Origin of the sequence: Pseudoflavonifractor phocaeensis (genome assembly GCF_016901735.1) — a bacterium.
In the GTDB taxonomy this organism is placed as follows: Bacteria; Bacillota; Clostridia; order Oscillospirales; family Oscillospiraceae; genus Pseudoflavonifractor_A.
The window spans coordinates 81,669-104,974 of the sequence record NZ_JACLZC010000002.1 but is presented as its reverse complement, the minus strand read 5'-3'; the positions used below and the strand labels follow the sequence as shown (position 1 = coordinate 104,974).

Genomic DNA, 23,306 nt, shown 5'->3' with positions numbered 1-23,306 from the left:
GTCGAAGTAGATTACTTCACGCCCATCCAGCCGGAGATGACCATACGCTGGACTTCGGAAGTGCCCTCGTAGATCTCGGTGATCTTGGCGTCGCGCATCATGCGCTCGAAGGGATACTCGCGGGTGTAGCCGTAGCCGCCGATGAGCTGGAGGCAGCGGCGGGTCACGTCAGAAGCCATCTCAGCGGCGAAGAGCTTGGCCTCGGCAGCCAGGTGGCTGTAGGGCTCGCCATCCTGCTTGGCCTGGGCGGCGCGATAGATGAGCAGCTTGGCGGCGTCGCACTTGGCCTGCATGTCGGCCAGCTGGAACTGGGTGTTCTGGAACTGGCTGATGCGCTTACCGAACTGGACGCGCTCCTTGACGTACTTGACGGTCTCCTCGATGCAGCCCTCGGCGATGCCCAGAGCCTGCGCGGCGATGCCGATACGACCGCCGTCCAGGGTCATCATGGCAACCTTGAAGCCCTTGCCGACCTCGCCCAGCAGGTTCTCCTTGGGGATCTTGCAATCCTCAAAGATCAGCTCGCAGGTGGCGGAGCCGCGGATGCCCATCTTCTTCTCGTGCGCGCCGATCTTGAAGCCCGGGGTGTCCTTCTCCACGATGAACGCGGAGATACCCTTGGTGCCCAGGCTCTTGTCGGTCATGGCAAAGATGACATAGATGTCGGCCTCGCCGGCGTTGGTGATGAAGATCTTGGAGCCGTTGATGAGCCAGTGATCGCCCTTATCCTCGGCAACGGTCTTTTGCATGGCGGCGTCGGTGCCGGCGCCGGGCTCGGTCAGGCCGAACGCGCCAAGCTTCTCGCCGGAAGCCAGAGGAGTGAGGAACTTCTCCTTCTGCTCGGGGGTGCCGAAGTGCTCGATGGGCCAGCAGCACAGGGAGCCGTGGGCGGAGAACATAACGGAGGTGGTGGCGCAGTACTTGGCGAACTCCTCGCAGGCGCCGATGTAGGTGAGGTAGCTCAGGCCGGCGCCGCCGTACTCCTCAGGCATGTAGATACCCATCATGCCCATTTCCTGCAGCTTGGTAAGGGTCTCCTTGGGGAAGCGCTCCTGCTCGTCGATCTCGGCGGCCAGGGGCTTGACCTCCTTCAGGCAGAAGTCATGCAGCATATTGAGGATGTCCTGCTCTTCTTCGTTAAAATGGAAATTCATAACGCAGTTCCCTTCCTTTCCGTAATGCTTCTCTAAAATTCAGTGATGGGCAGATAGGGGAAATCAGCCCTTCAGCTTCTTGACCTCGGCAGTGAGGATGGGGAGGACCTCAAAGAGGTCGCCGACGATGCCGTAGTCGGCGATGTCGAAGATGGGAGCGTCGGGGTCCTTGTTGATGGCCACGATGCAGTCGGAGCTGCTCATGCCGGCCACGTGCTGGATGGCGCCGGAGATGCCGCAGGCCACATACAGCTTGGGGCCGACGGTCTTGCCGGTCTGGCCGACCTGATGGGCGTGAGCGATCCAGCCGGCGTCAACAGCGGCGCGGGAAGTGCCCACAACGCCGCCCAGAGCGTCAGCCAGCTCCTTCACAGGAGCAAAGCCCTCGGGGCCGCCAACGCCGCGGCCGCCGGAGACGATGATTTCGGCGCCCTCCAGGTCCACCAGCTCGCCGGCGGCTTCCTTGATGGACTCCAGCAGCTTGGTGCGGATCTGGTCGGCGGGCACATGGATGTCCTCGCGGATGATCTCAGCCTTGCCCTCGGTGGGGTCGGCCTTCTTGAATACGCCGGGACGGACGGTGCCGATCTGGGGACGATGGTCGGGGCAGAGGATGGTGGCCATCAGGTTGCCGCCGAAGGCGGGACGGGTCCAGGCCACGTTGCCGCTCTCCTCGTCGATGTCCAGGGCGGTGCAGTCGGCGGTCAGGCCGGTCTGCAGGCGGCAGGACACGCGGGGGCCCAGGTCACGGCCGTGGGGGGTGGCGCCGATCATCATGCTGGTGGGGCCGTACTTCTCCACCAGGGTGACCAGAGCGGTGGCGTAGGCGTCGGTGGTGTAGCGCTGATACTCCTCGCCCTCCACCACGATGACCTTGTCCGCGCCATAGGCGGAGGCGGCCTTGACGGACTCGTCCACGTTGTTGCCGATGACGATGGCAACCAGGGCGCCGCCCTGCTTATCGGCCAGCATACGGCCGGGATTGAGGAGCTCCAGGCCCACGTTCTGGGCGGAGCCATCCTCCTTGGTTTCAATCAATACCCAAAGATCCTTGGTCTTGGCTTCCATTGTAATGTTCCTCCTCCCGTCAGATCACGTGCGCCTCGCTCAGCAGAGCGATGAGCTTGAGCGCGGACTCCTCGTTGGTCTCTTCCTTGATCTTGATGCCGCCGGACTTCTTCTGGGGCACGAAGGTCTTTTTCACGTGGGTGGGAGAGCCCTTGAGGCCGATGCGGGCGGTGTCGATGGCGGGGAAATCAGCGGCGGTGAGGGTGGGGATCTGGGCGCGGTTGGCAGCCATTTTGCGCTTGATGGTGGGATAGCGGGGATCCCAGGCGGGCTTGGTGAAGGTAACGACACAGGGATACTGGATGCCGATGATCTCCACGCCGTCCTCAGCCTCGGTGCGGACCTTCAGGCCGTCCTCGGCAGCCTCGGCCTCCAGGCCGTAGGTAACCTGGGGATAGCCCAGCCACTCGGCCACTTCGGGGCCGACCTGCGCGGTGTCGCCGTCGATGGCCTGCTTGCCGCAGAAGATGGCGTCGAACTTCACGCCTTCCTTCTCCTCCACCAGGCGGATGGACTGGGAGATGATGTAGCTGGTGGCCAGGGTGTCGGAACCGCCGAAGGCGCGGTCAGAGACCAGATAAGCGCTGTCAGCGGCGATGGCCAGGCATTCCTTCAGAGCGGCCTTGGCCTGCTCGGGACCCATGGACAGGACCACGATCCTGGTGCTGGGATCCTTATCCTTAATGCGGGCGGCGGCTTCCAGGGCATAGCCGTCGAAGGGGTTGACGATACTGGGCACGCCCTCCCGGATCAGGGTATTCTTGACCGGGTCGATCTTGATCTCCGTCGTGTCAGGCACCTGCTTGACACACACAAGAATGTTCATACGCGTTCCTCCTTCAAAATGGTGCAGAATCGGTCCAAGAAACCGGCGGGACCCTGTAAACTGTGAGGAAAGCATCTCTCGGCCCTTCGCGGACGGCGAAATAGACAAGGGACTGCCGGTGTGACCGGCGACTTTTCTGCAGCACAGAGCGCTAGATTTTCTCAAACAAAATCTGCCGCTTTTTGCACGCCATTATTATAATGGTGTGGAGGGGAGGTTGTCAAGGGAGAGAGAACACAATATAGCGAAAATTCCACAATGCGCATAAACAAAAATCTATACTCTGTGGTGCAGTTTCCCATAAAAAAGTGCAAAAAGTAAGCAAGCAAAGAACATGCCAACTTTCTCGAAAAGGCAAAAAGGGTCCCGCCGCAAAAGGCGGCGGGACCCCGTGGTCTTACAGGCAGCGGCGATAGATGCGGGTAATTTTGCGCAGGCGGCCGGAGACGTCGGGATTGATGGCGGCGTCACGCACCCGCCAGCTCCAGTTCTGGGGCCCCATGGTGCCGGGGGCGTTCATGCGGGCGTCGGCGCCCAGGCCCAGCAGATCCTGGAAGGGGGCGATGGACAGCAGCGCGGGAGAACCCCAGGCGCCGCACACCGCGCCCCAGCCGAAGCCCTCGTCGGCCCGGAGGCGGAGGTAGTCGAAGGCATACTGCCGTTCACCGGGGCTGGCCTCGTCAAAGAGCCACTGCACGAAGGTGGGGGTATCGTGGGTGCCGGTGTAGACCACCGAACACCGGGGGCAGTTGTGGGGCAGGTAGGAGCTTTCGCCGATGGGATCGAAGGCATAGACCAGGATCTTCATGCCGGGCAGACCGCTGTTGGCGATAAAGTTCCGGGCGCCCTCGTCCAGATCGCCCAGATCCTCGGCGATGAGGGAGAGGCCGGGGACCGATTCCAGCACATGGACCAGGTCCATGCCGGGGCCGGGCTCCCAGTGGCCCTCCTTGGCGCTCTTGGCGGTGAGGGGGATGGACCAATAGGTGTGGAAGGCCCGGAAGTGGTCGATGCGCACCACGTCGTAGAGCCTGGCCATGTGCTCGCCCCGGCGGCGCCACCAGTCAAAGTCGGTCTTTACATGGACGGGCCAGTCGTAGAGGGGATTGCCCCAGTGCTGGCCCTCGTCGGTGAAGGCGTCGGGGGGGACGCCGGCCACGGCGGTGGGCTGATAGTCGTCGTCCAGCTGGAAGAGCTCGGGATTGGCCCACACCTCCGCCGAGTCGGGGGAGACATAGAAGGGAAGGTCGCCGATGATGGACACCTCGCGCTCGTTGGCGTAGGCCTTCAGGTCGGTCCACTGGCGGTAGAAGAGCAGCTGGAGGAACACCTGATAGTCGATCTCATCGGCCAGCTTTTCCCGCCAAAGGGCCAGGGTCTCCGGCTCTCTGGCCCGGACCTGGGCGGGCCAGTCCTTCAGCTCCGCGCCGTCGAAAGCGCCCCGCAGCGCCATGAAAAGGGCGTAATCCGGCAGCCAGTCCGCCTCTTCCTCCACAAACTCCGCCAGGAGAGGGGCGTATGTTTTCTGTCCCCGCTCCCAGGCTTTGCGCAGCAGGGCGGGACGGGTCTCGTGGAGCCAGGCGTAATCCACCCGGTCAGGATTGGGGTATTTGGCGGTCTCCAGCTCCTGGGGGGTGAGCAGCCCCTCCTTGGCCAGGGCGTCCAGATCCAAAAAGAAAGGGTTGCCGGCAAAGGAAGAGGCCGCCATGTAGGGCGAATCGCCGCCGCCGGGTGGGACCAGGGGCAGGATCTGCCAGTAGTGCTGACCGCCCGCGGCCAGAAAATCCACAAACTGCCGGGCCTCCTTGCCAAGAGCGCCCACACCGTAGGGGCCGGGCAGAGAGGAGACCGGGAGCAGGATGCCACTCTCACGCCAATCCATCATACACAAAAACCTCCAAACAACACGAGAGAAAATTGGACAAAATGTCCGAAATATAAGACGGTGCCATTATAACGGTTCTAATCCGAACTGTCAAGAGCCGGAAAGAGACCGGCGAAAAAAAGAGGCTGGATTCATATTCTGGTAACAATTTTATGGTAAGATACCGCCATATTGATGATCCCGCAGGGAATTCTCCTCCTTGCGGGACGCTTCTACTTCACAGGAAACGGAGGGGGACAACATGGCAACCAACCCCAATTACGGCGATATCACGCCGGAAATCGAGGCTTTGACGGCGCTATGTCAGCGCAACAGCGGCATTGATCTGGAAGATTACGCCCGCTATGACGTCAAGCGCGGCCTGCGGGACGTCAACGGCAAAGGTGTGCTGGCGGGCCTTACCGAAATCTCCGACATCGTGGCCAGGAAGCTGGTGGACGGCCAGGAGCGGCCCTGCGACGGCAAGCTCTACTATCGGGGCATTGACGTGCAGGACATCGTGGACAACGTGCTGGCCGAGCAGCGCTTCGGCTTTGAAGAGGTGGCCTATCTGCTGATGATCGGCCGTCTGCCCAGCCACGCGGCGCTGGAGGAATTCCGGGACCAGCTGGCCTATTACCGCTCCCTGCCCAACAATTTTGTGCGGGACGTGATTCTCAAGGCGCCCAGCGGGGATATCATGAATTCCATGATGTGCAGCGTCCTCAACCTGGCGGCCTATGACGAGCGGGCGGATGACATCTCCCTGCCCAACGTCATGCGCCAGTGTATGCAGATGCTGTCGGTTTTTCCCATGCTGGCCGTCTACGGCTGCCAGGCCTACCACTACAAGAGCGGAAGCAGCCTGTTCATCCACGCGCCCCGCCCCGAGCACTCCACCGCCGAGACCATTTTGTCTCTGCTGCGGGCCGACTCCGCCTATTCCTACTGGGAGGCCCATGTGCTGGACATCTGCCTCATCCTCCACGCCGAGCACGGCGGCGGCAACAACTCCACCTTTACCACCCATGTGGTGACCTCGTCGGGCACCGATACTTACTCCTGCATGGCCGCGGCCCTGGCCTCCCTGAAGGGCCCCCGCCACGGCGGCGCCAACATCAAGGTCATCCGCATGTTTGAGGACATGAAGGAGCAGGTCAAGGACTGGAAGGACGAGGACGAGATCAAAGCCTATCTCCAGGCGCTGCTGGATAAGCGGGCCTTTGACAAGTCGGGGCTGATCTACGGTATGGGCCACGCCATTTATTCTCTGTCCGACCCCAGAGCCAGCATCCTCCACGGCATGGTGGAAAAGCTGGCCCGGGAAAAGGGACGGACGGAGGAGTACGAGCTTTACAGCATGGTGGAGCGGCTGGGCCCCCAGGTCATCTCGGGAGAGCGGAAGATGTACAAGGGCGTTTCGGCCAATGTGGACTTCTATTCCGGCTTTGTCTATCATATGCTGGATCTGCCGCTGGAGCTGTATACCCCCCTCTTTGCCATGGCGCGCATCGCCGGTTGGAGCGCCCACCGGCTGGAGGAGCTCATCAACATGGGCAAGATCATCCGGCCGGCCTATCAGTATGTGGGAGAGCATCACCCCTACCGGCGGCTGGAGGACCGGTAATCTCAAGAAAGCGGACCGTGCCCCGGAGATGTGGTTCAACACCTCCGGGGCACGATTGGCCCTTCAGACGCCCCGTTGCTCAGGAGCAGCAGGGATGGTTTTTGATCTCGCGGTAGCAGTCGCTGCCGCCGTTCATGCTGTTGGGGGGGAAGAATTCATCCACGGGGAATTTGACGTGACGGAAGATCTCGCAGGGGTCCTCGTCGTTGCCGCCGCCGCAGGCGCACTCCTTCTCCGGCATACAGTAGTCGTAGACCGGCATGAGGAGCTGAGTGTCCCGCTCCAGGCGGATGATGGAGAACTGGCCCAGGGTGACATAGAGGCGCTTGCCCTCGCCGCCGAAGGAGAGCTCACAGCCAAAGGAGGAGCATACGGCGGGGGGAACCTCGTTGACGCAGCAGTCGCAGGGACGGCAGTCGCAGGGCTCCACCAGCTTCATATTGAGGACGATGGGGTCCACCGCCTCCACCACGGCGGTGGGGAGGTTGGAGCGGCGCAGGTTTTGGCAGTCGGCGCCGTCGGCCACGGTTTCAGAGGAAAAGACCTTGGCGTTGCCCTCGCTGCCGAAGAGGATCACCCGCTTGTCAAAGACGCACAGGCCGCAGATCTCCACCGGCCGGGCGGCGCCCACGAAGGCTTCGGCGGTGACGCGGTAGAAGTAGCGCACATCCACGGTGTAAAAACCACGGTTGAAGCCGATGGGCTCCACGTCGATGTAAACATTGAGGAGCGTGGCCTTGCCGCCCCGGATGCTGAGGGCCCGGTCGATGACGCACTGGGCGTCCTGGGTGGGATAAAAGCGCAGGTCCTCCACGCAGTCTTTGTCCTTGCAGCTGTCGTAGATTTTCTTGGTGTGGATACAAACGGCCTCGCGGATGCAGGCGTTTTCCTGCACGGGGCCGGGCATGATCTTATCAGGCATATGGCATTCCCTCCTGAAAGAGAAATCGTTGGAAGTGCTTCCATGCCATACTATGAAGGGGCGGGGAGGGATGTCACCGCCGGAAGGAGGGGGCATGGTGGGATGGGTGATCCCCGGCGGGGGAAGCGGATGGCGGCCCCGGCTGAGGGTGGAGCGGCTGATGGGCCTGGCCGTGCTGGCCGCGGAGGTGCCGGAGCGGCGGGGCTGGGACGGCAAGGGAACGGAGCGCGGCTGCCGGGCCGCGGCCCGGCAGCTGCGGCGGAAGGGCTGCCGGCGGGTGCTGGCGCCGGAGGGGTTTTCCTACTGGCCCCAGCTGCGGCAGGCGGGTCTCTCGCCGGTATGGGCGGGCGGGATGTGCGCGGCGCTGGCCGGACCGCTGGCGGAGGCGGCGCTGGTCCAGCGGGGAAAGGACCCGCTGCAATCGTCGGTGCTCCTGCGGGGCGGCAGAGTGGACCAGGACTTGTTCCGGGCGGCGCTTTTTTTATGCCCCAAGGTGCGCCGCCTGTCCCTGTGGGCCGGGGAGGAGGGGGAGGAGCTGGCCCGGTACTTGCAGCGGACCTACGGCGTGCCCATGCTGTCGCCCGGTCCGGGATGGCGTCCGGACGTGACGGTGGACCTGTCGCCGGCGGAGGAAGGGGGCGACCTGGTTTTGTGTGGGGAGCGTCCGGCGCTGGGCGCTCTGTCCCTGACCGCGGAAAAACTGCCCGACGGACCGGACCGGCTCTCTCTGCTGGCCCTGCTGTGGGAGACCGGCCGGGTCAAGACCGATGAGATAGAAATTATTACCAGTTCAAAGGGGCAAATGACTTGACAGAGAACTGGAAATTACCTATAATGTAGAATCACCAATATCATGCGGCCGGGAAAAAACGGCAGTATGCGTATGTAAGGAAGAAAGGTGTGCGCAGAGCATGGCAAAAGAATATAAGCTGAGTCCTGAGCGCTTTGAAGCGCTCAAGCAGGAACTCAATTATCTGAAAACGGTCCGGGAAAAAGAGGTGGCCGCCCTGTTGAAGGAGGCCCGCTCCTTTGGCGACCTGTCGGAGAACAGCGAGTATGACGAGGCCAAAAACGAGCAGGGCAAGCTGTACGCCCGCATTGCCGAGGTGGAGGGGATTTTGGCCAACTGTGTGGTCATTGAAGAGGCCCACAGCGACGACACCACCACCATCCGCCTGGGCTGCCGCATCCGGGTGCTGGACCTGGAATTCGACGAAGAGGAGAGCTACGAGGTCGTGGGCTCTCAGGAGGCCGACCCCATGAACGGCCGCATTTCCGACGACTCCCCCTTTGGCAAGGCCCTGCTGGGCAGACAGGTGGGAGACGAGGTGGAGGTGGACGCCCCCGCCGGTACCCTGCGTTATCGCGTGCTGAATATTGAACGGGCCTGATTTGGCCGTAGGAGAACGGAGTAGAGAAAAGATGGCAGAAAAGAACATTCCCCAGCAGGAGGAGCCCGCGCTGTCGGAGCTGCTTCAGATCCGCCGCGACAAGCTCAAGGAGCTGCAGGCCGCCGGCGAGGACCCCTTTCAGATCACCAAGTATGAGGTAACCGCTTACAGCGCCGACATCAAAGCCCAGTTTGAGGCGCTGGAGGGACAGGAGACCTCCATTGCCGGCCGCCTGATGAGCAAGCGCGGCATGGGTAAGGCCATGTTCTGCGACTTGCAGGACGTCAAGGGCCGTATCCAGATCTATGTCCGCATCGACGAGCTGGGCGAGGAGGCTTTCGCCAAGTTCAAAAAGGTGGACATCGGCGACATCGTTGGGGTCAAGGGCGAGATTTTCCGCACCAAGCGGGGGGAGATCTCGGTCAAAGCCCACGCCGTTACCCTGCTGTCCAAGTCGCTCCTGCCTCTGCCGGAGAAGTTCCACGGCCTGACCGACAAGGAGACCCGGTACCGCCAGCGCTATGTGGACCTCATCATGAACCCCGAGGTGCGTCAGGCCTTTGTGATCCGCTCCCAGTTTATCAAGTTCGTCCGGGACTTCCTGGACGGCCGGGGCTATATGGAAGTGGAGACTCCGGTGCTCAACACCATCTCCGGCGGTGCTACGGCCCGTCCCTTCGTGACCCATCACAATACCCTGGACATTGATATGTATATGCGCATCGCCACCGAGCTGCCCCTCAAGCGGCTCATTGTGGGCGGCATGGAGCGGGTGTATGAGATCGGCCGCATCTTCCGCAACGAGGGCATGGACCCCAAGCATAACCCTGAGTTTACCAGCGTGGAGCTCTACCAGGCCTATGCCGACTTCAACGACATGATGGACCTTTTTGAGGACCTGCTGTCCTCGGCGGCCCAGAAGATTCTGGGCACCTACGAGGTGGACTGGCAGGGCGAGCACATCGACCTGAAGCCCGGCTGGCCCAGACTGGCCATGCATGAGGCGGTCAAGCAGTATACCGGCGTGGATTTCATGGCCATTGAGGGCGACGAGGCCGCCGTGGCCGCCGCCAAGGCTGCCGGCGTGGACATGGACGGGGTGGAGCCCACCTGGGGCCACGCCCTGTATGAGACCTTCGACCAGAAGGTGGAGAGCCGTCTCATCCAGCCTACCTTTATTACCATGCACCCGGTGGACGTGTCCCCCCTGGCCAAGCGCTCCCCCAAGGACCCCCGGCTCACCGAGCGGTTTGAGCTGTTCATCTGCCACAGCGAGATGGGCAACGCTTTCTCCGAGCTCAACGACCCCATCGACCAGCGGGGCCGGTTCCAGAAGGAAGTGGAGGCCCGGGCCAAGGGCGACGACGAGGCCGGCATGATGGACGAGGACTTCCTCACCGCGCTGGAGTACGGTATGCCTCCCACGGGCGGTCTGGGCATCGGCATCGACCGGTGCGTCATGCTGCTCACCGGCAGCGACTCCATCCGGGACGTGATCCTCTTCCCGACGATGAAGCCATTAGACTAAAATTCCACAATATATAGTGTCTGATGAAATAGGACGGCGCAAGATGTAGTAAATGAGGCTTACAACTACAACTTTTGCTTGAAATCAGACGGCATCAGACGGGCCAAAATGAAGGGCAAATCCGTGTTTTTTATGCGGATTTGCCCTTTTTTGCAATTTTCACATTAGCACCAAATTACCCTTGATTGCCTCTGCTTTTTCCCTCATGTTTTCTTGCGTAATATGCGTATAAATATCCATAGTTGTGGAAAAATCAGCGTGGCCCATCACCTGCTGGATAAACTTGATGTCGTTCGTGCTTTCACAGAGCCGCGTGCAGAATGTGTGTCTCATGTTATGTACGCTAAAATGCGGCAGCAGTTCCGGCTCACGATCTTCCAGTTCAGCCTGATCCATTTCTTCGGCGTTGTAGGCGATGGAGATACGCTGGATGGCCCGATTGATATTATGGGCACTGAGAAAGTAACCTTCCCGATTCCTAAAAAGGAAACCGTGATACCCATTCATCACAAGGTCTTCCGGATAGAGGGTGTCCATGACTTCAATCAATGTGCGGAGCTGTTCAGCAACCTGCGGATACAGGATAGGGATGGTGCGGGTGCCGCTGGCCGTTTTAGGGGTGGTGATATGAAAACCTGCTTTCCCATCGATCACACGATAGATCAAGTTGTGATTGACAGAGATGGTGTTGTTCTCCAGGTCTACATCATTTTTAGTTAAGCCAGTACATTCCGCAACACGCATTCCCGTACCGAGCAGCACGACCATGACAGGCAGCCAGTGGCTATACATCGGTGACTTGGAAATGAACCGAAGGAAGTTCTTCTGCTGTGTCATAGTCAGCGCGATTCTTTTCTTCGGGGGCGCCCCGGTTCCCTCTGTTTTGAGAGAGCGGTAGACACCTTTGCTTGGATTTTTTCGGATGTAGTCATCATCGACCGCCAATTCAAGCGTGGGGTGAATCAGGTTATTGATGCTTTCCAAGGAATTGATCGCAAAGCCTTTTTTCAAAAGCTTCGTGTAAAATGTCAGGATGTCGCTCTTTCGGATGTTGGGCAGGGGAATGTTGGCAAACGGCTCATCCTTCACATAGTTGCTCCAAAGATATTCGTAATTCGCCCGTGTAGAAGCCTTTAACTGGATCTTCGTATCCATGAGGACTTTGAACATATCATTTAGGGTGATTTTCATAGCCTCCTGGGTGCGAATACCGTCTTCGCTGTCACGGTTGAGAACTTTTTCTTTGGCCCGCAGGCTGGCAAGGTCAAAATCATAAATGTACTTTTTCTTCTTACCCAGCTTATAGACAAACATATAGCTGCCGTCTGAGCGTTGTGTTTCTCCTGGCCGCAGGTTGCGGCCTTTGTTGTCTTTTCTAACTTTTGGCATAGGCTGATACCTCCCGATGTTTTGTGTGTTGCTGCGCCCGGAATGGGCAAGGTTCTGTTAGCATGAGATCTCGTACAAATATTCCTTCACTCGCTGAACGCTCCAAAGGACACGAGAATTCATGGTGATGCGGGCGTGGGCCAGGTCGCCGATCTGAACGGCCGTATGCCGCCCGCAGTCGAGCAGTTTGCAAAGCGATTCCGTATCGACCGCCAAGCACTGATCCGGTGAAAGGTCATTGGGTTTTCTTTTTTCCATAATTGCCCTCCTTTATTTGCAATTACATATATCCCCTACGATTTGTAGTGGAAGGTTTTCAACAAAAACAATGAAGTCATTCAAATTCATCGGGAAGTGTAGGGTCTCTTCCAAAGGCCATTTCCTGCGCCGGGCTTTTCCGCCGCGTATTTTCAGGCAGCCGCTATGCGGCAATTAAGCTGTGGGCGCGCAGAAGCACACTGTCCGCAGCGCCTGTATAACTCCAATGGAAAAGGTTTATAGGGGCTGTCAAGGTACAAAAGGCGTACAGACAGGCAGTGGAACCACACGCCATGTCTATACGCCTTATATATAGGGACGGAACGGGTTGAATTCTGCAGATTCCCGTTTTTTATGCTCAAACAGATACGAAGAAATAATTGAAACGCTATATGTAGATTACGATGCTTGACTAACACTATATATTGTGCTAGACTTGCTTTGTAATTGATTTTTGTGCGCTTCCCGTATGGGATACAGACCGATGTTCTGTACCGCAGGCCGAAAGCCCGCATTGCACACGCAGTTAAGATTGTACTTGTGCCAGTAGTATTACTGCGCCCGTATGGGACGGTATATTACTGGCTTTTTCTATTTTCAGGGAGTATCCATTCCCTATTTGCGAGGATGACTTTGGTTCACAGGTTACTGTGGACATCAGGCGTATGCCGCAGTCAGCCTCGCTTATTTTTTTGCCCAAACGCCGGAAACGGCTTTGAGGATATATCAAAAATAAGAAAGGCAGGTATACAGATGAACACGAAAATGTCGAACCATGAAATCATGGTGAAAGAGAAGAAATTGAACGAGAGCTGGAGGCAGTCCAAGAGACAGCAGCAGCCTATCAAGAAACGGTGCCCGGTGATGAAGGCGCACGTCGTTCCTCGCCCGACGAGGAGGGGGTGCTGAGTATGCCGGATAGCTGTGCGGCATTGAAAGAAACACATCAACCGCAGGTATTGGTCGAGACCGCAGGCTTATCCGAAAAGGAATGGCTCGCTTATCGGCGAAAAGGAATTGGCGGCAGTGATGTGGCTGCGTTGCTGGAGATATCGCCCTGGCGGACGGCCCGTGACCTCTACTACGACAAGCTGAATATTGCAGCGGTTGAGGACAACGAAAACAACTGGGTTGCTCTGGAAATGGGGCATCTGCTGGAGCCGCTGGTGGCAAAAATTTTTCAGCATCGGACCGGCTACAAGATTTATCAGGTCAAGAAGATGTTCCAGCACCCCAAGTATCCCTGGATGCTGGCTGATGTGGACTACTTTGTAGAACTTCCGGATGGCACGACCGCAATTTTGGAAATCAAAACCACAAACTACAATGCTAAGGATCACTGATGGCTGGATGGGGAAGAAACTGTTCCGGTCTACTACGAAACCCAGGGTCGGCATTATATGGCGGTCATGGATGTGGATCGCTGCTTCTTCTGCTGTCTGTATGGCAACAACGAGGAAGAAACCATCATTCGTGAGATTCGCCGTGACGAAGCTTATGAGGATGAGATGATTTTTCTGGAACAGCATTTCTGGGAGAACCATGTCCTTGCCAAAACACCGCCGCCCTATACTGAGGATGGCGATCTTGTAATTGAAAGCGTGCGCCGGCATACGGGTCCTGCGGATAAGGACGCCCCTGTGGTGACCTTTGATTATTCTCTGACTGCCAAGCTGATGCGGTATCTCCAGCTTCAAGAAGAAAAGAAACGTGCTGAAAAGGACAGCAAGGAAATCGATGCGGATATGCAGCGACTGAAGGGAGCACTGATTGCCGAAATGGGCAAGAGCTGCAAAGCTATTTGCCAGCAGGATGGCGTAAATTATACGGTCACCTACAATCCGGTGCGGAAGCCTAACATCGACAAGGACAATCTGATCCGGCTGAAACTGGAACATCCTGATATCTACGAGCAGTATGTCACAATTTCGGAGTTTCGCCGGTTCAGTGTGAAAGCTGATACCAAGGCGGCTTAAAGGAGGGAAAAAAGAAGTGATCCACAGAGGAACTTATGACGGGACGATTTATCACAACCCGGCAAATCGGTTCTGCATTATTAGTGTGAAGACTGCCGACAAAGAGGTGCCGCAGGAGGCCCGTTCTACCCGGCGGTACAGAGACCATCTGATCCGTTTTGTGGCGACCGGTTATGAACTGCCCCGTACGGATGCGGTGGAGCTGGAACTGGATGGTGAATGGAAGCAGGGCAAGTATGGTATGCAGCTTCAGGTGGAACAGTGGCGTGAGATCGTCCCCCGCACCAAAAGCGGTGTGGAGGGGTATCTGGCATCGGGTCTTATCAAAGGCATCGGGCCCGCAACCGCCGCGCTGATTGTCGCCCGGTTTGGCGAGGACACGCTGGATATTCTGCAAAACCAGCCGGAACGGCTCTTGGAAATCAAAGGTATCACGGAAAGCAAGCTGGAGGACATCAAGACCTCCTATGCGAAGAGCCGGATGCTGCAGGATCTGATGACCCTGCTTTCCCCGTTCAAAATCACGCCGAAAACTGCGCTCAAGATTTATCAGTATTTCGGGCCTGCCAGCGTAGACATCTTGAAAAAGAGTCCGTTTGAGCTGTGCCAGATATCCGGGTTTGGCTTTCTGCGTGTAGACGCCATTGTTCAGAAGAACGGCGGTGACCTTCATGCCCCCATGCGGGTCAAGGGTGCGCTGTTCTGGGCGCTGGAAGATGGTAAAGGAGCTAAAGGGCACCTGTTCTTGCTCAGGGAAACCCTGCAGAAAGAGGCGCTTCGGCTGCTCAACAACAAGATTCCGGTGCCGGCACTTCGCCTTCAGGCGCAGGAAGTCGCAGATGTGCTGCAAGACATGATCCTTAAAGGAGAAGTGGTGGCAGTCAAGGATAACATCTATCTGCCCCGGGTGTTTGCACAGGAGGACGAAACCGCCCGCCGCATTGCCATGCGGTTGGTGGAGCCGTCAGAACCGGAGCGGATTGAGCGGGTGTTGGAACGGGTCAAGCGTGAGATGGGCGTGGTGTTGTCCTCCAAACAGGAGGCTGCCGTCTATGCGGCGTATCGCCACAATCTTTCCATTATCACAGGCTCTCCCGGTACCGGCAAAACGACGGTTCTGAAAACGATCCTGGAGGTATACCGCCGGCTGTACCCTGACGGCCAAATCGTCTTGATGGCGCCGACGGGCAGAGCCAGCCGTCGTATGGCAGAGAGCACCGGCTTTGATATGGCCCGGACGCTTCACAGCGGGTTGGGCCTCGGCAGCGAAGAGGACGATGTCAACCGAACCAAACAACAGGAGCCGTTGTCGGCTGACCTGATCATCGTGGACGAGTTTTCCATGGTAGATATGTGGCTGGCAGATAAATTCTTCTCGCGCATCAAGGACGGTGCACGAATCGTACTTGTAGGCGACCCGGATCAGCTCCCCAGCGTGGGAGCCGGAAATGTGTTCCGTGAGCTGATCGACTGTGAGTTGGTGCCTGTCACCGTGCTGGATCAGATTTTCCGTCAGTCCAAAGACAGCTTGATTGCCTACAATGCCAAGTTCATCAACGAGGGCAATACCAAGCTGTACTATGGGCCGGATTTTATGTTTATGGCAAGCGATAACCAGGCGGATGCCGCCGAGCGGATCATCTCCCGTTATTGCAGAGAGATTGAAGAAAGCGGCATCGACCGAGTGCAGATCCTGTCGCCCTTTCGCTCAGAAGGTGCGGCATCGGCGGAACAGCTCAATAAGGCAATCCGTGAAGTGGTCAACCCGTTCCGATCCGCCGAAGACGAGATCAAAATCGGCGTCAAGGTTTTTCGGGTCAATGACCGTATTATGCAGACCAAGAACACCGCAAAGGTATCCAATGGCGATCTGGGCTTTATCCGTTATATCAAAGACGGGGAGAACGGAAAGCGTGTGGGCCTCGATTTTGGAGTTGGCCGGGAACTGGAATATAGCGTAGAGAATATGGTCAATCTGGACCTTGCCTATGCCACCACCATCCATAAGTCTATGGGTTCTGAGTATGAAACGGTTATCATGCCGCTTTTGAAAGCGCATAGCATCATGCTCTACCGCAACCTGCTCTATACCGGAATCACCCGTGCTAAAAAGCGTGTGGTGCTGATTGGACAGAAGCAGGTGCTGTTCATGGCGATTCACCGCAACGAGATCAGCAAGCGAAATACGCTGCTGGGCGCACGCATCGATATGTACTTTAAGGCCTATGCCAGACGTGCCGGTATTCCGCTCCCGAATGAAGCGAAAAAAGAATTGAAACATGCAGGTTAAAAAGGGACGCAAAGTGCAGAAAAAGCACAGTGCGTCTCCTATTTTATTTAACAGGAAGGAGTTTGCAAGATGAACGAAAGCAGCAATCCCAAAACCATGTATGAGGCCGTACCAGCCGTAGCAGAGTTGAACAAGGTGCCGGGCTTTGACCCGCTCAAGTTCCTCCGCCGCACCAAGGACAGCATGAGACTGGATCTGCCCTATCAGAAGCTGTGGTTCCGTATGGCCCATCCCAATGGCCGTATGCGCGTGACGGCGCTGCGGATCACCGAACAGATGGCGATTTTCGAGGCCCGGGTGTTTTTGGATCGTGGCGATGCCGAGCCTTTCAGCATGAGCGTGGCCCAACAGCAGCTTCAGGACAACCGTGACTTTATCCGAGGCGCACAGAATGAGGCTTTGAGTCAGGCTCTCACGGATGCCGGCTTCGGTATTCAGCTTATCAACGCAGACGCACAGGCCGCCGCCGAGCAGAAGAAAACCAATGCCGCCGAGAAAAAGGCGGCTGAGGCTGTCCCTGTTCAGGTGGAGCGCACGGAACCGCGTCAGGCGCCTGTCAACGCCCCTCAGAAGCCTGTTGCGCCCACTGTTGGTGATTCCCATGCCAGCGACCTTAAAACGCAGCAGAGGGCGTCTGTGGCCCTGAAAACGGCTGTGACGGCCCCGCCTGTGGAGTCGGTGGAACAGCGGCTGCCGGTGGAGCATGTTAAGGCGGAGAAAGTGGTGCCCACGGATACTGTGATGGCTGCCGCTGAGCCGGGAGCTGTGGAGCAGACGGATGAACTGCCGCTGCCCGCCCAAAAGGCTGAGATGCGAATCGAACCCAAGGGCAACGATGCGCCTGCGCAGGACGAGGCTCCGGCCTACACGCAGAATACTCCTGTGGAAGAGCTTCTGCAGGTGATGACGCTGGAACAGGCCAGACAGGTCGTTGTGGATGATGGCATCTGCCGTGGCATGACGATTGCACAGGTGGCGGAGAAACGCCCGGTCAATTTGCGCTTTTATCTCATTCCGGGCAAGAGCAAGAACAACCTGGTGCGCGCTGCCGCCCAGCTGGTGCTCGATTCTCTCCAGAAGGCCGGCTGATATGAACCCCAGCGTGGGTACAAAGGGAGGAATGACAGATGGGCTCATACCCGGATGAATTTCCGTTCAATATCATGGATGTCGTGGAACTGCTGCACCTGCGTATCAGGCGCCAGCAGTCAAATAGTGTCTATGTGGATTGCCCGTTCTGTGGCGACCGTCGGGGTAAGATGAATGTCAATTTCGTCAAAAATGTGTGGCGCTGCAATTACTGCGGCGAGCATGGCGGAATGCTTGGGCTGTATGCACGGCTCAACAATACGACGACCTCGGACGCTTATTGGGAAATAGCAGAAGCTTTGTGCGACAACTGCCATGAAGAACATATACGCTCCGGGAATGAAGCTCCTAAGCTGACGGTCAGCACCGGGTCCTCGCTTTCGGGGGCCCGGGCTGACGCCGGCCGTCATTCTACTTCCGAGCGAAAAACTGTGCCGCAGTCAGAAAAAGCAAGTCCTGCGGAGATCCATCAGACGCTGTCCCTGCTGTTGGCCCAGCTTACACTGCGGCCAGCTCATAGGGAGCATCTTCGTTCGCCCAAGCGCGGGCTGTCTGATGAACAAATCGAATCGCTGGGCTTTAAGAGCACTCCACCGCCCTTTTTGTGCCGCTCTATTACGGCGCGTCTGATAAAAATGGGTTGTAAGGTGGAAGGTGTCCCGGGGTTCTACCGCGATGACTGCGGCTACTGGACCATGGCCTTCTATAAAAAAACATCTGGAATTTTGATTCCAGCCGTTGGTTTTGACGGCAGATTGCAGGGGTTTCAAATCATGTTGGATGTGCCGCTAAAGGACAAAGATGACCCGCCGGAAAAGGCTGGCGCCAAATACATCTGGTTCTCTTCTTCGTCAAGGAAGGACGGTGCATCATCGGGAAGCCCGGTACATCTGATCGGCGACCCATCTGCCCGCGTGGTCTATGTCATCGAGGGGCTGCTGAAAGCCGACATATCCCATTGTTTGACTGGGCGTACCTTTGCTGCGATTGCCGGAGCCAATAACACAAATCCGCTGGACACGTTATTTGCCCTTCTGGCGCAGAACGGAACGGAGGAAATCATAGAAGCCCACGACATGGATAAGTACAGCAACCAAATGACCATGGCGGGAGCCTCAAAAATCTACCTGACAGCCCGAAAGTACGGAATGAATTGCAGACGGCTGACCTGGAATCCCAACTATAAGGGGTTTGATGATTGGCAGCTGGCCTTGCGCCGGGAAAATCAACGGAGAAAGGAGTTGGAAAAAAAGACATTCAAAGAACAGTATCTCAATGGCTGGTGTGAACTGGCGCATATTGAGGACTGCACCGAGCAATGGCAGCACCTGGCGGAGAGGAATATCAGTTTGACCGAATATTTGGGCCTGACCCGGGAAGAGCATGAAGCTTTTCTGCGCCATGGCAGGGAGGCGCTTGGCATCCTTCTGGAACCCCAGCGCAGGAAACAGCGATTTGTGCTCTATCAGCTGGAACTGGACGAGCAGAGAGCGATTCCCTTTGCTTTCAAGGATATGGAAGCGGTAAGAAAGGCCGGCTATGAGCAGCCGCCCGCGGCTCAATATTGTATGGTCTGGACGGGGGAAGTCTATTGTCCTACCAATCAAAGTGATGCCGAGGTATTGAAACGCCTGTTTTCAGAACTCAGCGTGGAGTTGCCAGAAGACTGCAACGGACGGCCAATGTCGCTTTCCGATGTTGTGGAACTGGAGTATCCCATGAAACGAATTTACTACTATGTGAACGGAGATACACAGTTTCAGCAGGTGAAATTTTCTCCGATGCTCGCCAAAAAGAAGGCTTCGGGAGGAGCATGAGCAAATTGATGGTTGTTGTAAATGGAACGAAGAAGGGACAGTTGGAGGCACTTTTGGAGCAATGCGTTCAGCTGAATGCGGATGTTCGCCCCAACATAGAACAGGGATATTTCACGGTGACAGTTCCGCCGCCCTGGAATATTTCGGCACAGCTGGTGGCGCAGGCAGTACAGGAACAAATCAAAGAATGGGCGGAGCAGTACCCCAATGTGGTCTGCTACTGCTTTGACAGCTTCAGCACTTTGCTCTATGTGCTGTGATACAGGTAACGATGGCATGGAATGGGCTTTGGCCCGTCCATGCCGTTTTTTGTTTACAGAAAGGAGTTCACTATGGGATATTTTTCAGAAATGTCGCTGGGTATGCAGGAGGGACGCAAACCGTCGGCAACTGCACTCACGGGCGAAAATGCCTTTGAGGAAGAGGAAAGCTTTGACGAGCTGCCGGTGCCTCCGGTCAGCAGTTCGTCTGTCCAGCCCCTGAACGAAGCTGCACCACAGCCTGGTTCTGATGCGGCTTCCTCCGTTTCCGCTGAGATGATGGAAGCGCCGGAGGATGACCTCGTGGAAGAGGATGGCGGATGTGACGATGCGGCTGACATCAAAACGGATGTGCCCGTCAGAAATGGTGCGTCCAAGGATGCCGATGAAGAAAAGCGCCGTGCCGAGCATGAGGCTGCCGAAGCAAAACGCAAGGCTGAATGGGAGGCCAAGCAGGCGGAGAAAAAGCGGGCCCTGCAGGAGCAGATGGACCGCCTTGCCGCCATGAGCGATGATGAAGTGGTATCCGCCTCCATGCAACGTGTCAGTAAGGATGTGGAAAAGCTGACCCGTCGGAATATGAAGGAGTGCGTTTCGGAGTATATCCAGACGCTCTGCCTGGATGATCCGGCTTTTGCCCGGCTCACCATGCACCCGAAGAAAACCATGATCCATTGCTTCCAGTACATCAGCCGGAAGGCGTGGGACTATGTTCAGGACGAGCTCAGGGCCAGTGGTATCCAGCCCGGACAGGGCGGCCAAGGCTATGGCTGCGATATTCCGGACGATTTGTGCTACCAGTGGGCGGAAGATTATTTCCGCGACCCGGATGCCAAGGAGGACCAGGAGCAGGAGGAAAAGTTTGTGCCGAAGCCCTATATTGGCAAGACTACCGGAAATACCGGCAAGAAAAAGAAGGCGGAAAAGAAGCCCGCCGAAAAGAAAAAGCCGGAACCAAAGCCGGCGCCGGAAAAGAAGCCTTCTACTGATGGCCAGATGTCTTTGCTGGATTTCAGCGTGGCAAAAGCTGGGTAAGGAGGCAGCGTATGATCGCGTACAAAGGGTTTCATCCTGGCATGGTTTGTATCGGCTATCAGTTCCAGATGGGATTGAACGTAACCAAAGAAGCCAACTGCCGCCAAAACGGTTTTCACTGTGCGGAAGATCCTCTGGATTGCCTGAGTTATTACAGTGATGTGGATCACTCGGAATACTATATCGTCAACGCTGGCGGCGACATTGATGAAGACGAATTTGACTCAAAGATTTCCTGCACTGAATTGACGGTTCTTAGGCGGCTGACCAAGGAAGAACTTTTCACCCTTGGCCTTGCGTTTATGGCCGATCATCCGAAACGGAAATGGAACAGCCATGTGAAGAAGGACAAAGCTGTGGCGTGTTGTGGATACGCTGTTGTGCGTGGTGTTGACCCTGTTGCACAAGGCAGCCGGAAAGGTGATGTGTTAGCGTTTGCCAAGGAAGATCCGGTCACCGGCTGTATCCAGCAGATTGTGGTGGCGACCATTGATGGGAAGAAACTCCGACCCAATGAGTGGTATGGAGCCGATCTTGAAAAAAGGACGGTGAAATGAATTGAAGAAATCTATTCTTCTGGGGATGCCAAAACTGACGGCATCCCCGGAAATGAAAAAAGTGGCACTTGAAGACGAGCCGGAAAAAGTGAGAACCTACTCCGGGTACACCCGCATTCGTCGGAAGTATAAATGCTATATGAATTGCATGGTTCAGAACGGCATTTTGAAGGTGGCGCTTTATCTGCCGGATCATCTTCGATTGGATGGGGACAATCCCGCCTATGAGGTGTTTCTTGATAAAAAGAAGCGCCAATTCCTTACCTATGACTATTTGGATAAGAAGTGGCGAGATGCCAAGCTGGACAGACTGGAATGGCCTGGACAGGATTATGATGCGGTTTGCTGGGTGAGTACAGGAGACTCAGATATGGTGCAGCAGTATTTTTCCAGCGAACGTGGCGGATACTTCGGCATCCTCGATTTTCAAAGAAAAGTGAGAGAAGAACAGCTGGATCAGCGTCATAGGCGAATCACCGACCCGTGGGACAAAGATCTTGCTCAGGTACCGGAATTGCCGAAAGACTGGGGCCGTTGGGCCGACAAGGTGGCCGTGCGGGAAAATTTTATATTTTACTACTACAAGCGCGACGGAGCAAAAACCGGCTACTGCACCTTCTGCGGGAAGGAGGTGCCTATTTCCGGGCATCCCTACCACAACAAAGAGGGACATTGCATCCGTTGCCGGCATCCCGTTGTTTTTAAGGCGCTGGGCCGCACTGGCTATTTTCAGACGCAGAGGCATTATGCTTATCTTATCCAGCGGTGTAGAGATGGGTTTGTTGTCCGAGAATTCTGGGCGAACAGGACCTATCGAAAGCACAGTTTGCCCAATAGTGAACCTTATTGGCATGAGATCCGGCGTTCGATTTATGACCGCAGCGGAGAAATCCGATCTTATTACTGGGGAATGTACTGCCAAAGAGAAGTGCGCTGGATCATAGGAAGCCCCTGCTATTACAACTATAGCTGGTATCAGTCTGGCCGGGTGTATGGAAAGACTTTGCCCAGCCTTGGGAAAAAAGAACTTCGCCAGACCGGCTTGGTTGAGTGGGTACGAAGCCATCCCATCACTGATCCTGAAAAATACTTGGCGGTATGGGAAAAACTTCCCCAGATGGAGCAGATTTGGAAGGCTGGACTGCCGAAGCTGACCAACGAGTGCTTCAACTCCTGTGACCGTGTGCGAAAATTGGTTCTGCATCCGAACGAGCCAGGGTTGATTCGAGCTCTTGGTCTGGATACGCCCAAATTCCGCCGCCTGCGCCAGTTGGACGGAGACACAGAAACTTTAGCCTGGCTGCAGCTTGAGAAGCGGACGGGACAGTGTATCACGAATGAAATGCTGTGCTGGAGCAAAAAAGAACGGATCAGCCCCAGGGATCTGGTGTTTATCGCAGACCGCATGAGTGTGGTACAGATCAAAAATTATCTGGAACGGCAAAAGAAGTATTTCGATGGCAGCTGCCAGCAGGCGCTGACCACCTGGCAGGACTACCTTGCTATGGCAGAACGGCTGCACTATGACACCAGTGATGAGATCGTATACCGTGTGCGCAAACTGCGCCAGCGGCACGATGAACTGGTCCTTCAGAGTGAAGCTGGGAGTCTGGAGGAGCAGGCGTCGAAAATGGCGGCGAAATATCCCCATGTCAACGACATCTGCATGGAACTGCAGGAAAAATATGCCTACAGCGATGGCGACTACACAGTGCTTGCGCCTCAAAACATCTTTGCCATCATCAAAGAGGGGCGTATGCTCCACCATTGCGTCGGAAATGACGGAAGCGGCGAGCGGTATTATGAGCGCATCGAGCGCCGGGAGAGCTTCATCATGTTCCTTCGCCGGACGGATGAACCGGAAGACCCCTATTACACGCTTGAAATCGAGCCGGATGGTACTGTGAGGCAGAAACGTACCCTGTTTGACCGCCAATATGAGGACATCGAACAGGCAACGGAATTCCTGCTGAAGTGGCAGAAGGTCATAGCAGCCCGTCTTACCGGCCGCGACCTGAAGCTGGCCGAGCGGAGCCGTGAGCTGCGGAATGAAGAATTTATCCAGATGCAGAAAGACCGTGTGATTATCCACACTGGGCATCTGGCTGGCCGTCTGCTGGCAGATGTGTTGTTGGCCGACTTAATGGAAAATACGGAAGTCATACAGCCGCAGGCACTCCCTGCAGTCGCGTGAGACAGGTTCAATGGCCGGGCGTCCCTTGGGGCGTCCGGCCATTCATTTAAGAAAGGGGTTT

20 protein-coding genes are annotated in these 23,306 nt (G+C 56.6%); 13 read left to right on the top strand and 7 right to left on the bottom strand.

Annotated features, from left to right (window positions below):
- Nucleotides 1-11: 11 nt before the first annotated feature.
- The 4 genes from H7U37_RS01270 to malQ form a co-directional block, all read right to left on the bottom strand.
- Nucleotides 12-1,154 carry an acyl-CoA dehydrogenase gene (locus H7U37_RS01270; protein WP_204872983.1) on the bottom strand — a complete coding sequence of 381 codons (1,143 nt, stop codon included), beginning with the start codon at nt 1,152-1,154 and terminating at the stop codon, nt 12-14.
- Nucleotides 1,155-1,217: 63 nt separating this feature from the next.
- Nucleotides 1,218-2,222, bottom strand: coding sequence for an electron transfer flavoprotein subunit alpha/FixB family protein (locus tag H7U37_RS01265; protein ID WP_204872982.1), 1,005 nt, complete (start codon nt 2,220-2,222; stop codon nt 1,218-1,220).
- Nucleotides 2,223-2,241: 19 nt separating this feature from the next.
- Entirely contained in the window at nt 2,242-3,048 is an 807-nt protein-coding gene (locus H7U37_RS01260) for an electron transfer flavoprotein subunit beta/FixA family protein (RefSeq protein ID WP_204872981.1), read from the bottom strand.
- A gap of 397 nt (nt 3,049-3,445) precedes the next feature.
- Entirely contained in the window at nt 3,446-4,933 is a 1,488-nt protein-coding gene (gene malQ / locus H7U37_RS01255) for a 4-alpha-glucanotransferase (protein ID WP_243414187.1), read from the bottom strand.
- A gap of 241 nt (nt 4,934-5,174) precedes the next feature.
- On the opposite strand from malQ, the gene H7U37_RS01250 reads away from it, so the two are divergent.
- Nucleotides 5,175-6,539 carry a citrate/2-methylcitrate synthase gene (locus H7U37_RS01250; RefSeq protein WP_204872979.1) on the top strand — a complete coding sequence of 455 codons (1,365 nt, stop codon included), beginning with the start codon at nt 5,175-5,177 and terminating at the stop codon, nt 6,537-6,539.
- A gap of 79 nt (nt 6,540-6,618) precedes the next feature.
- Here the strand turns inward: H7U37_RS01250 and H7U37_RS01245 are convergent, their stop codons facing one another.
- Entirely contained in the window at nt 6,619-7,461 is an 843-nt protein-coding gene (locus H7U37_RS01245; RefSeq protein ID WP_204872977.1) for a hypothetical protein, read from the bottom strand.
- Nucleotides 7,462-7,555: 94 nt separating this feature from the next.
- Here H7U37_RS01245 and H7U37_RS01240 point away from each other — a divergent pair, with 94 nt between their 5' ends.
- The 3 genes from H7U37_RS01240 to lysS all read left to right on the top strand — a co-directional run bounded on the left by H7U37_RS01240 (nt 7,556) and on the right by lysS (nt 10,380).
- Nucleotides 7,556-8,272 (top strand): hypothetical protein, encoded by a 717-nt coding sequence (locus tag H7U37_RS01240; protein WP_204872975.1) that lies wholly within the window; start codon nt 7,556-7,558, stop codon nt 8,270-8,272.
- A gap of 100 nt (nt 8,273-8,372) precedes the next feature.
- Nucleotides 8,373-8,852, top strand: a complete 480-nt coding sequence (greA, locus tag H7U37_RS01235; RefSeq protein ID WP_204872973.1) for a transcription elongation factor GreA — start codon at nt 8,373-8,375, stop codon at nt 8,850-8,852.
- A gap of 31 nt (nt 8,853-8,883) precedes the next feature.
- Entirely contained in the window at nt 8,884-10,380 is a 1,497-nt protein-coding gene (lysS, locus tag H7U37_RS01230) for a lysine--tRNA ligase (protein WP_204872971.1), read from the top strand.
- A gap of 159 nt (nt 10,381-10,539) precedes the next feature.
- Here the strand turns inward: lysS and H7U37_RS01225 are convergent, their stop codons facing one another.
- Both H7U37_RS01225 and H7U37_RS01220 read right to left on the bottom strand, forming a co-directional pair.
- Complete coding sequence (locus H7U37_RS01225; protein WP_204872969.1) at nt 10,540-11,769, bottom strand: site-specific integrase; 1,230 nt, start codon at nt 11,767-11,769, stop codon at nt 10,540-10,542.
- Nucleotides 11,770-11,826: 57 nt separating this feature from the next.
- Nucleotides 11,827-12,027, bottom strand: a complete 201-nt coding sequence (locus tag H7U37_RS01220) for a hypothetical protein (RefSeq protein WP_006573960.1) — start codon at nt 12,025-12,027, stop codon at nt 11,827-11,829.
- A gap of 854 nt (nt 12,028-12,881) precedes the next feature.
- Between H7U37_RS01220 and H7U37_RS16405 the strand changes: the two genes are divergently transcribed.
- The 9 genes from H7U37_RS16405 (at nt 12,882) to H7U37_RS01180 (ending at nt 23,245) form a co-directional block, all read left to right on the top strand.
- Nucleotides 12,882-13,370 (top strand): lambda-exonuclease family protein, encoded by a 489-nt coding sequence (locus H7U37_RS16405; RefSeq protein ID WP_420875787.1) that lies wholly within the window; start codon nt 12,882-12,884, stop codon nt 13,368-13,370.
- A gap of 57 nt (nt 13,371-13,427) precedes the next feature.
- Entirely contained in the window at nt 13,428-14,003 is a 576-nt protein-coding gene (locus tag H7U37_RS16400) for a hypothetical protein (RefSeq protein ID WP_420875786.1), read from the top strand.
- Nucleotides 14,004-14,019: 16 nt separating this feature from the next.
- Nucleotides 14,020-16,293, top strand: a complete 2,274-nt coding sequence (gene recD2, locus H7U37_RS01210) for an SF1B family DNA helicase RecD2 (RefSeq protein WP_204872967.1) — start codon at nt 14,020-14,022, stop codon at nt 16,291-16,293.
- A 69-nt stretch (nt 16,294-16,362) separates the two neighbouring features.
- Complete coding sequence (locus H7U37_RS01205) at nt 16,363-17,382, top strand: hypothetical protein (protein ID WP_204872965.1); 1,020 nt, start codon at nt 16,363-16,365, stop codon at nt 17,380-17,382.
- A gap of 38 nt (nt 17,383-17,420) precedes the next feature.
- Nucleotides 17,421-19,199: a YodL domain-containing protein gene (locus H7U37_RS01200; RefSeq protein ID WP_204872963.1), complete on the top strand. Its 1,779-nt coding sequence runs from the start codon at nt 17,421-17,423 to the stop codon at nt 19,197-19,199.
- The gene (locus tag H7U37_RS01195; RefSeq protein WP_087376819.1) at nt 19,196-19,459 is read left to right on the top strand and encodes a ribosomal-processing cysteine protease Prp; all 264 of its coding nucleotides are present in this window, start codon (nt 19,196-19,198) and stop codon (nt 19,457-19,459) included. The genes H7U37_RS01200 and H7U37_RS01195 overlap by 4 nt, the downstream gene beginning before the upstream one ends.
- Nucleotides 19,460-19,498: 39 nt before the next feature.
- Nucleotides 19,499-20,494 (top strand): Cas9 inhibitor AcrIIA9 family protein, encoded by a 996-nt coding sequence (locus tag H7U37_RS01190; RefSeq protein ID WP_243414186.1) that lies wholly within the window; start codon nt 19,499-19,501, stop codon nt 20,492-20,494.
- A gap of 11 nt (nt 20,495-20,505) precedes the next feature.
- Nucleotides 20,506-21,051: a DUF7666 domain-containing protein gene (locus H7U37_RS01185; RefSeq protein WP_007713138.1), complete on the top strand. Its 546-nt coding sequence runs from the start codon at nt 20,506-20,508 to the stop codon at nt 21,049-21,051.
- A 1-nt stretch (nt 21,052) separates the two neighbouring features.
- Nucleotides 21,053-23,245 (top strand): PcfJ domain-containing protein, encoded by a 2,193-nt coding sequence (locus tag H7U37_RS01180; protein ID WP_243414185.1) that lies wholly within the window; start codon nt 21,053-21,055, stop codon nt 23,243-23,245.
- Nucleotides 23,246-23,306 lie beyond the last annotated feature (61 nt).

What these genes read in the sequence shown, in the direction of transcription:
- H7U37_RS01270 (WP_204872983.1), bottom strand. Translation starts at nt 1,154, where the DNA reads ATGAATTTCCATTTTAACGAAGAAGAGCAGGACATCCTCAATATGCTG.
- H7U37_RS01265 (WP_204872982.1), bottom strand. Translation starts at nt 2,222, where the DNA reads ATGGAAGCCAAGACCAAGGATCTTTGGGTATTGATTGAAACCAAGGAG.
- H7U37_RS01260 (WP_204872981.1), bottom strand. Translation starts at nt 3,048, where the DNA reads ATGAACATTCTTGTGTGTGTCAAGCAGGTGCCTGACACGACGGAGATC.
- malQ (WP_243414187.1), bottom strand. Translation starts at nt 4,933, where the DNA reads ATGATGGATTGGCGTGAGAGTGGCATCCTGCTCCCGGTCTCCTCTCTG.
- H7U37_RS01250 (WP_204872979.1), top strand. Translation starts at nt 5,175, where the DNA reads ATGGCAACCAACCCCAATTACGGCGATATCACGCCGGAAATCGAGGCT.
- H7U37_RS01245 (WP_204872977.1), bottom strand. Translation starts at nt 7,461, where the DNA reads ATGCCTGATAAGATCATGCCCGGCCCCGTGCAGGAAAACGCCTGCATC.
- H7U37_RS01240 (WP_204872975.1), top strand. Translation starts at nt 7,556, where the DNA reads ATGGTGGGATGGGTGATCCCCGGCGGGGGAAGCGGATGGCGGCCCCGG.
- greA (WP_204872973.1), top strand. Translation starts at nt 8,373, where the DNA reads ATGGCAAAAGAATATAAGCTGAGTCCTGAGCGCTTTGAAGCGCTCAAG.
- lysS (WP_204872971.1), top strand. Translation starts at nt 8,884, where the DNA reads ATGGCAGAAAAGAACATTCCCCAGCAGGAGGAGCCCGCGCTGTCGGAG.
- H7U37_RS01225 (WP_204872969.1), bottom strand. Translation starts at nt 11,769, where the DNA reads ATGCCAAAAGTTAGAAAAGACAACAAAGGCCGCAACCTGCGGCCAGGA.
- H7U37_RS01220 (WP_006573960.1), bottom strand. Translation starts at nt 12,027, where the DNA reads ATGGAAAAAAGAAAACCCAATGACCTTTCACCGGATCAGTGCTTGGCG.
- H7U37_RS16400 (WP_420875786.1), top strand. Translation starts at nt 13,428, where the DNA reads ATGGCGGTCATGGATGTGGATCGCTGCTTCTTCTGCTGTCTGTATGGC.
- H7U37_RS01205 (WP_204872965.1), top strand. Translation starts at nt 16,363, where the DNA reads ATGAACGAAAGCAGCAATCCCAAAACCATGTATGAGGCCGTACCAGCC.
- H7U37_RS01200 (WP_204872963.1), top strand. Translation starts at nt 17,421, where the DNA reads ATGGGCTCATACCCGGATGAATTTCCGTTCAATATCATGGATGTCGTG.
- H7U37_RS01195 (WP_087376819.1), top strand. Translation starts at nt 19,196, where the DNA reads ATGAGCAAATTGATGGTTGTTGTAAATGGAACGAAGAAGGGACAGTTG.
- H7U37_RS01190 (WP_243414186.1), top strand. Translation starts at nt 19,499, where the DNA reads ATGCCGTTTTTTGTTTACAGAAAGGAGTTCACTATGGGATATTTTTCA.
- H7U37_RS01185 (WP_007713138.1), top strand. Translation starts at nt 20,506, where the DNA reads ATGATCGCGTACAAAGGGTTTCATCCTGGCATGGTTTGTATCGGCTAT.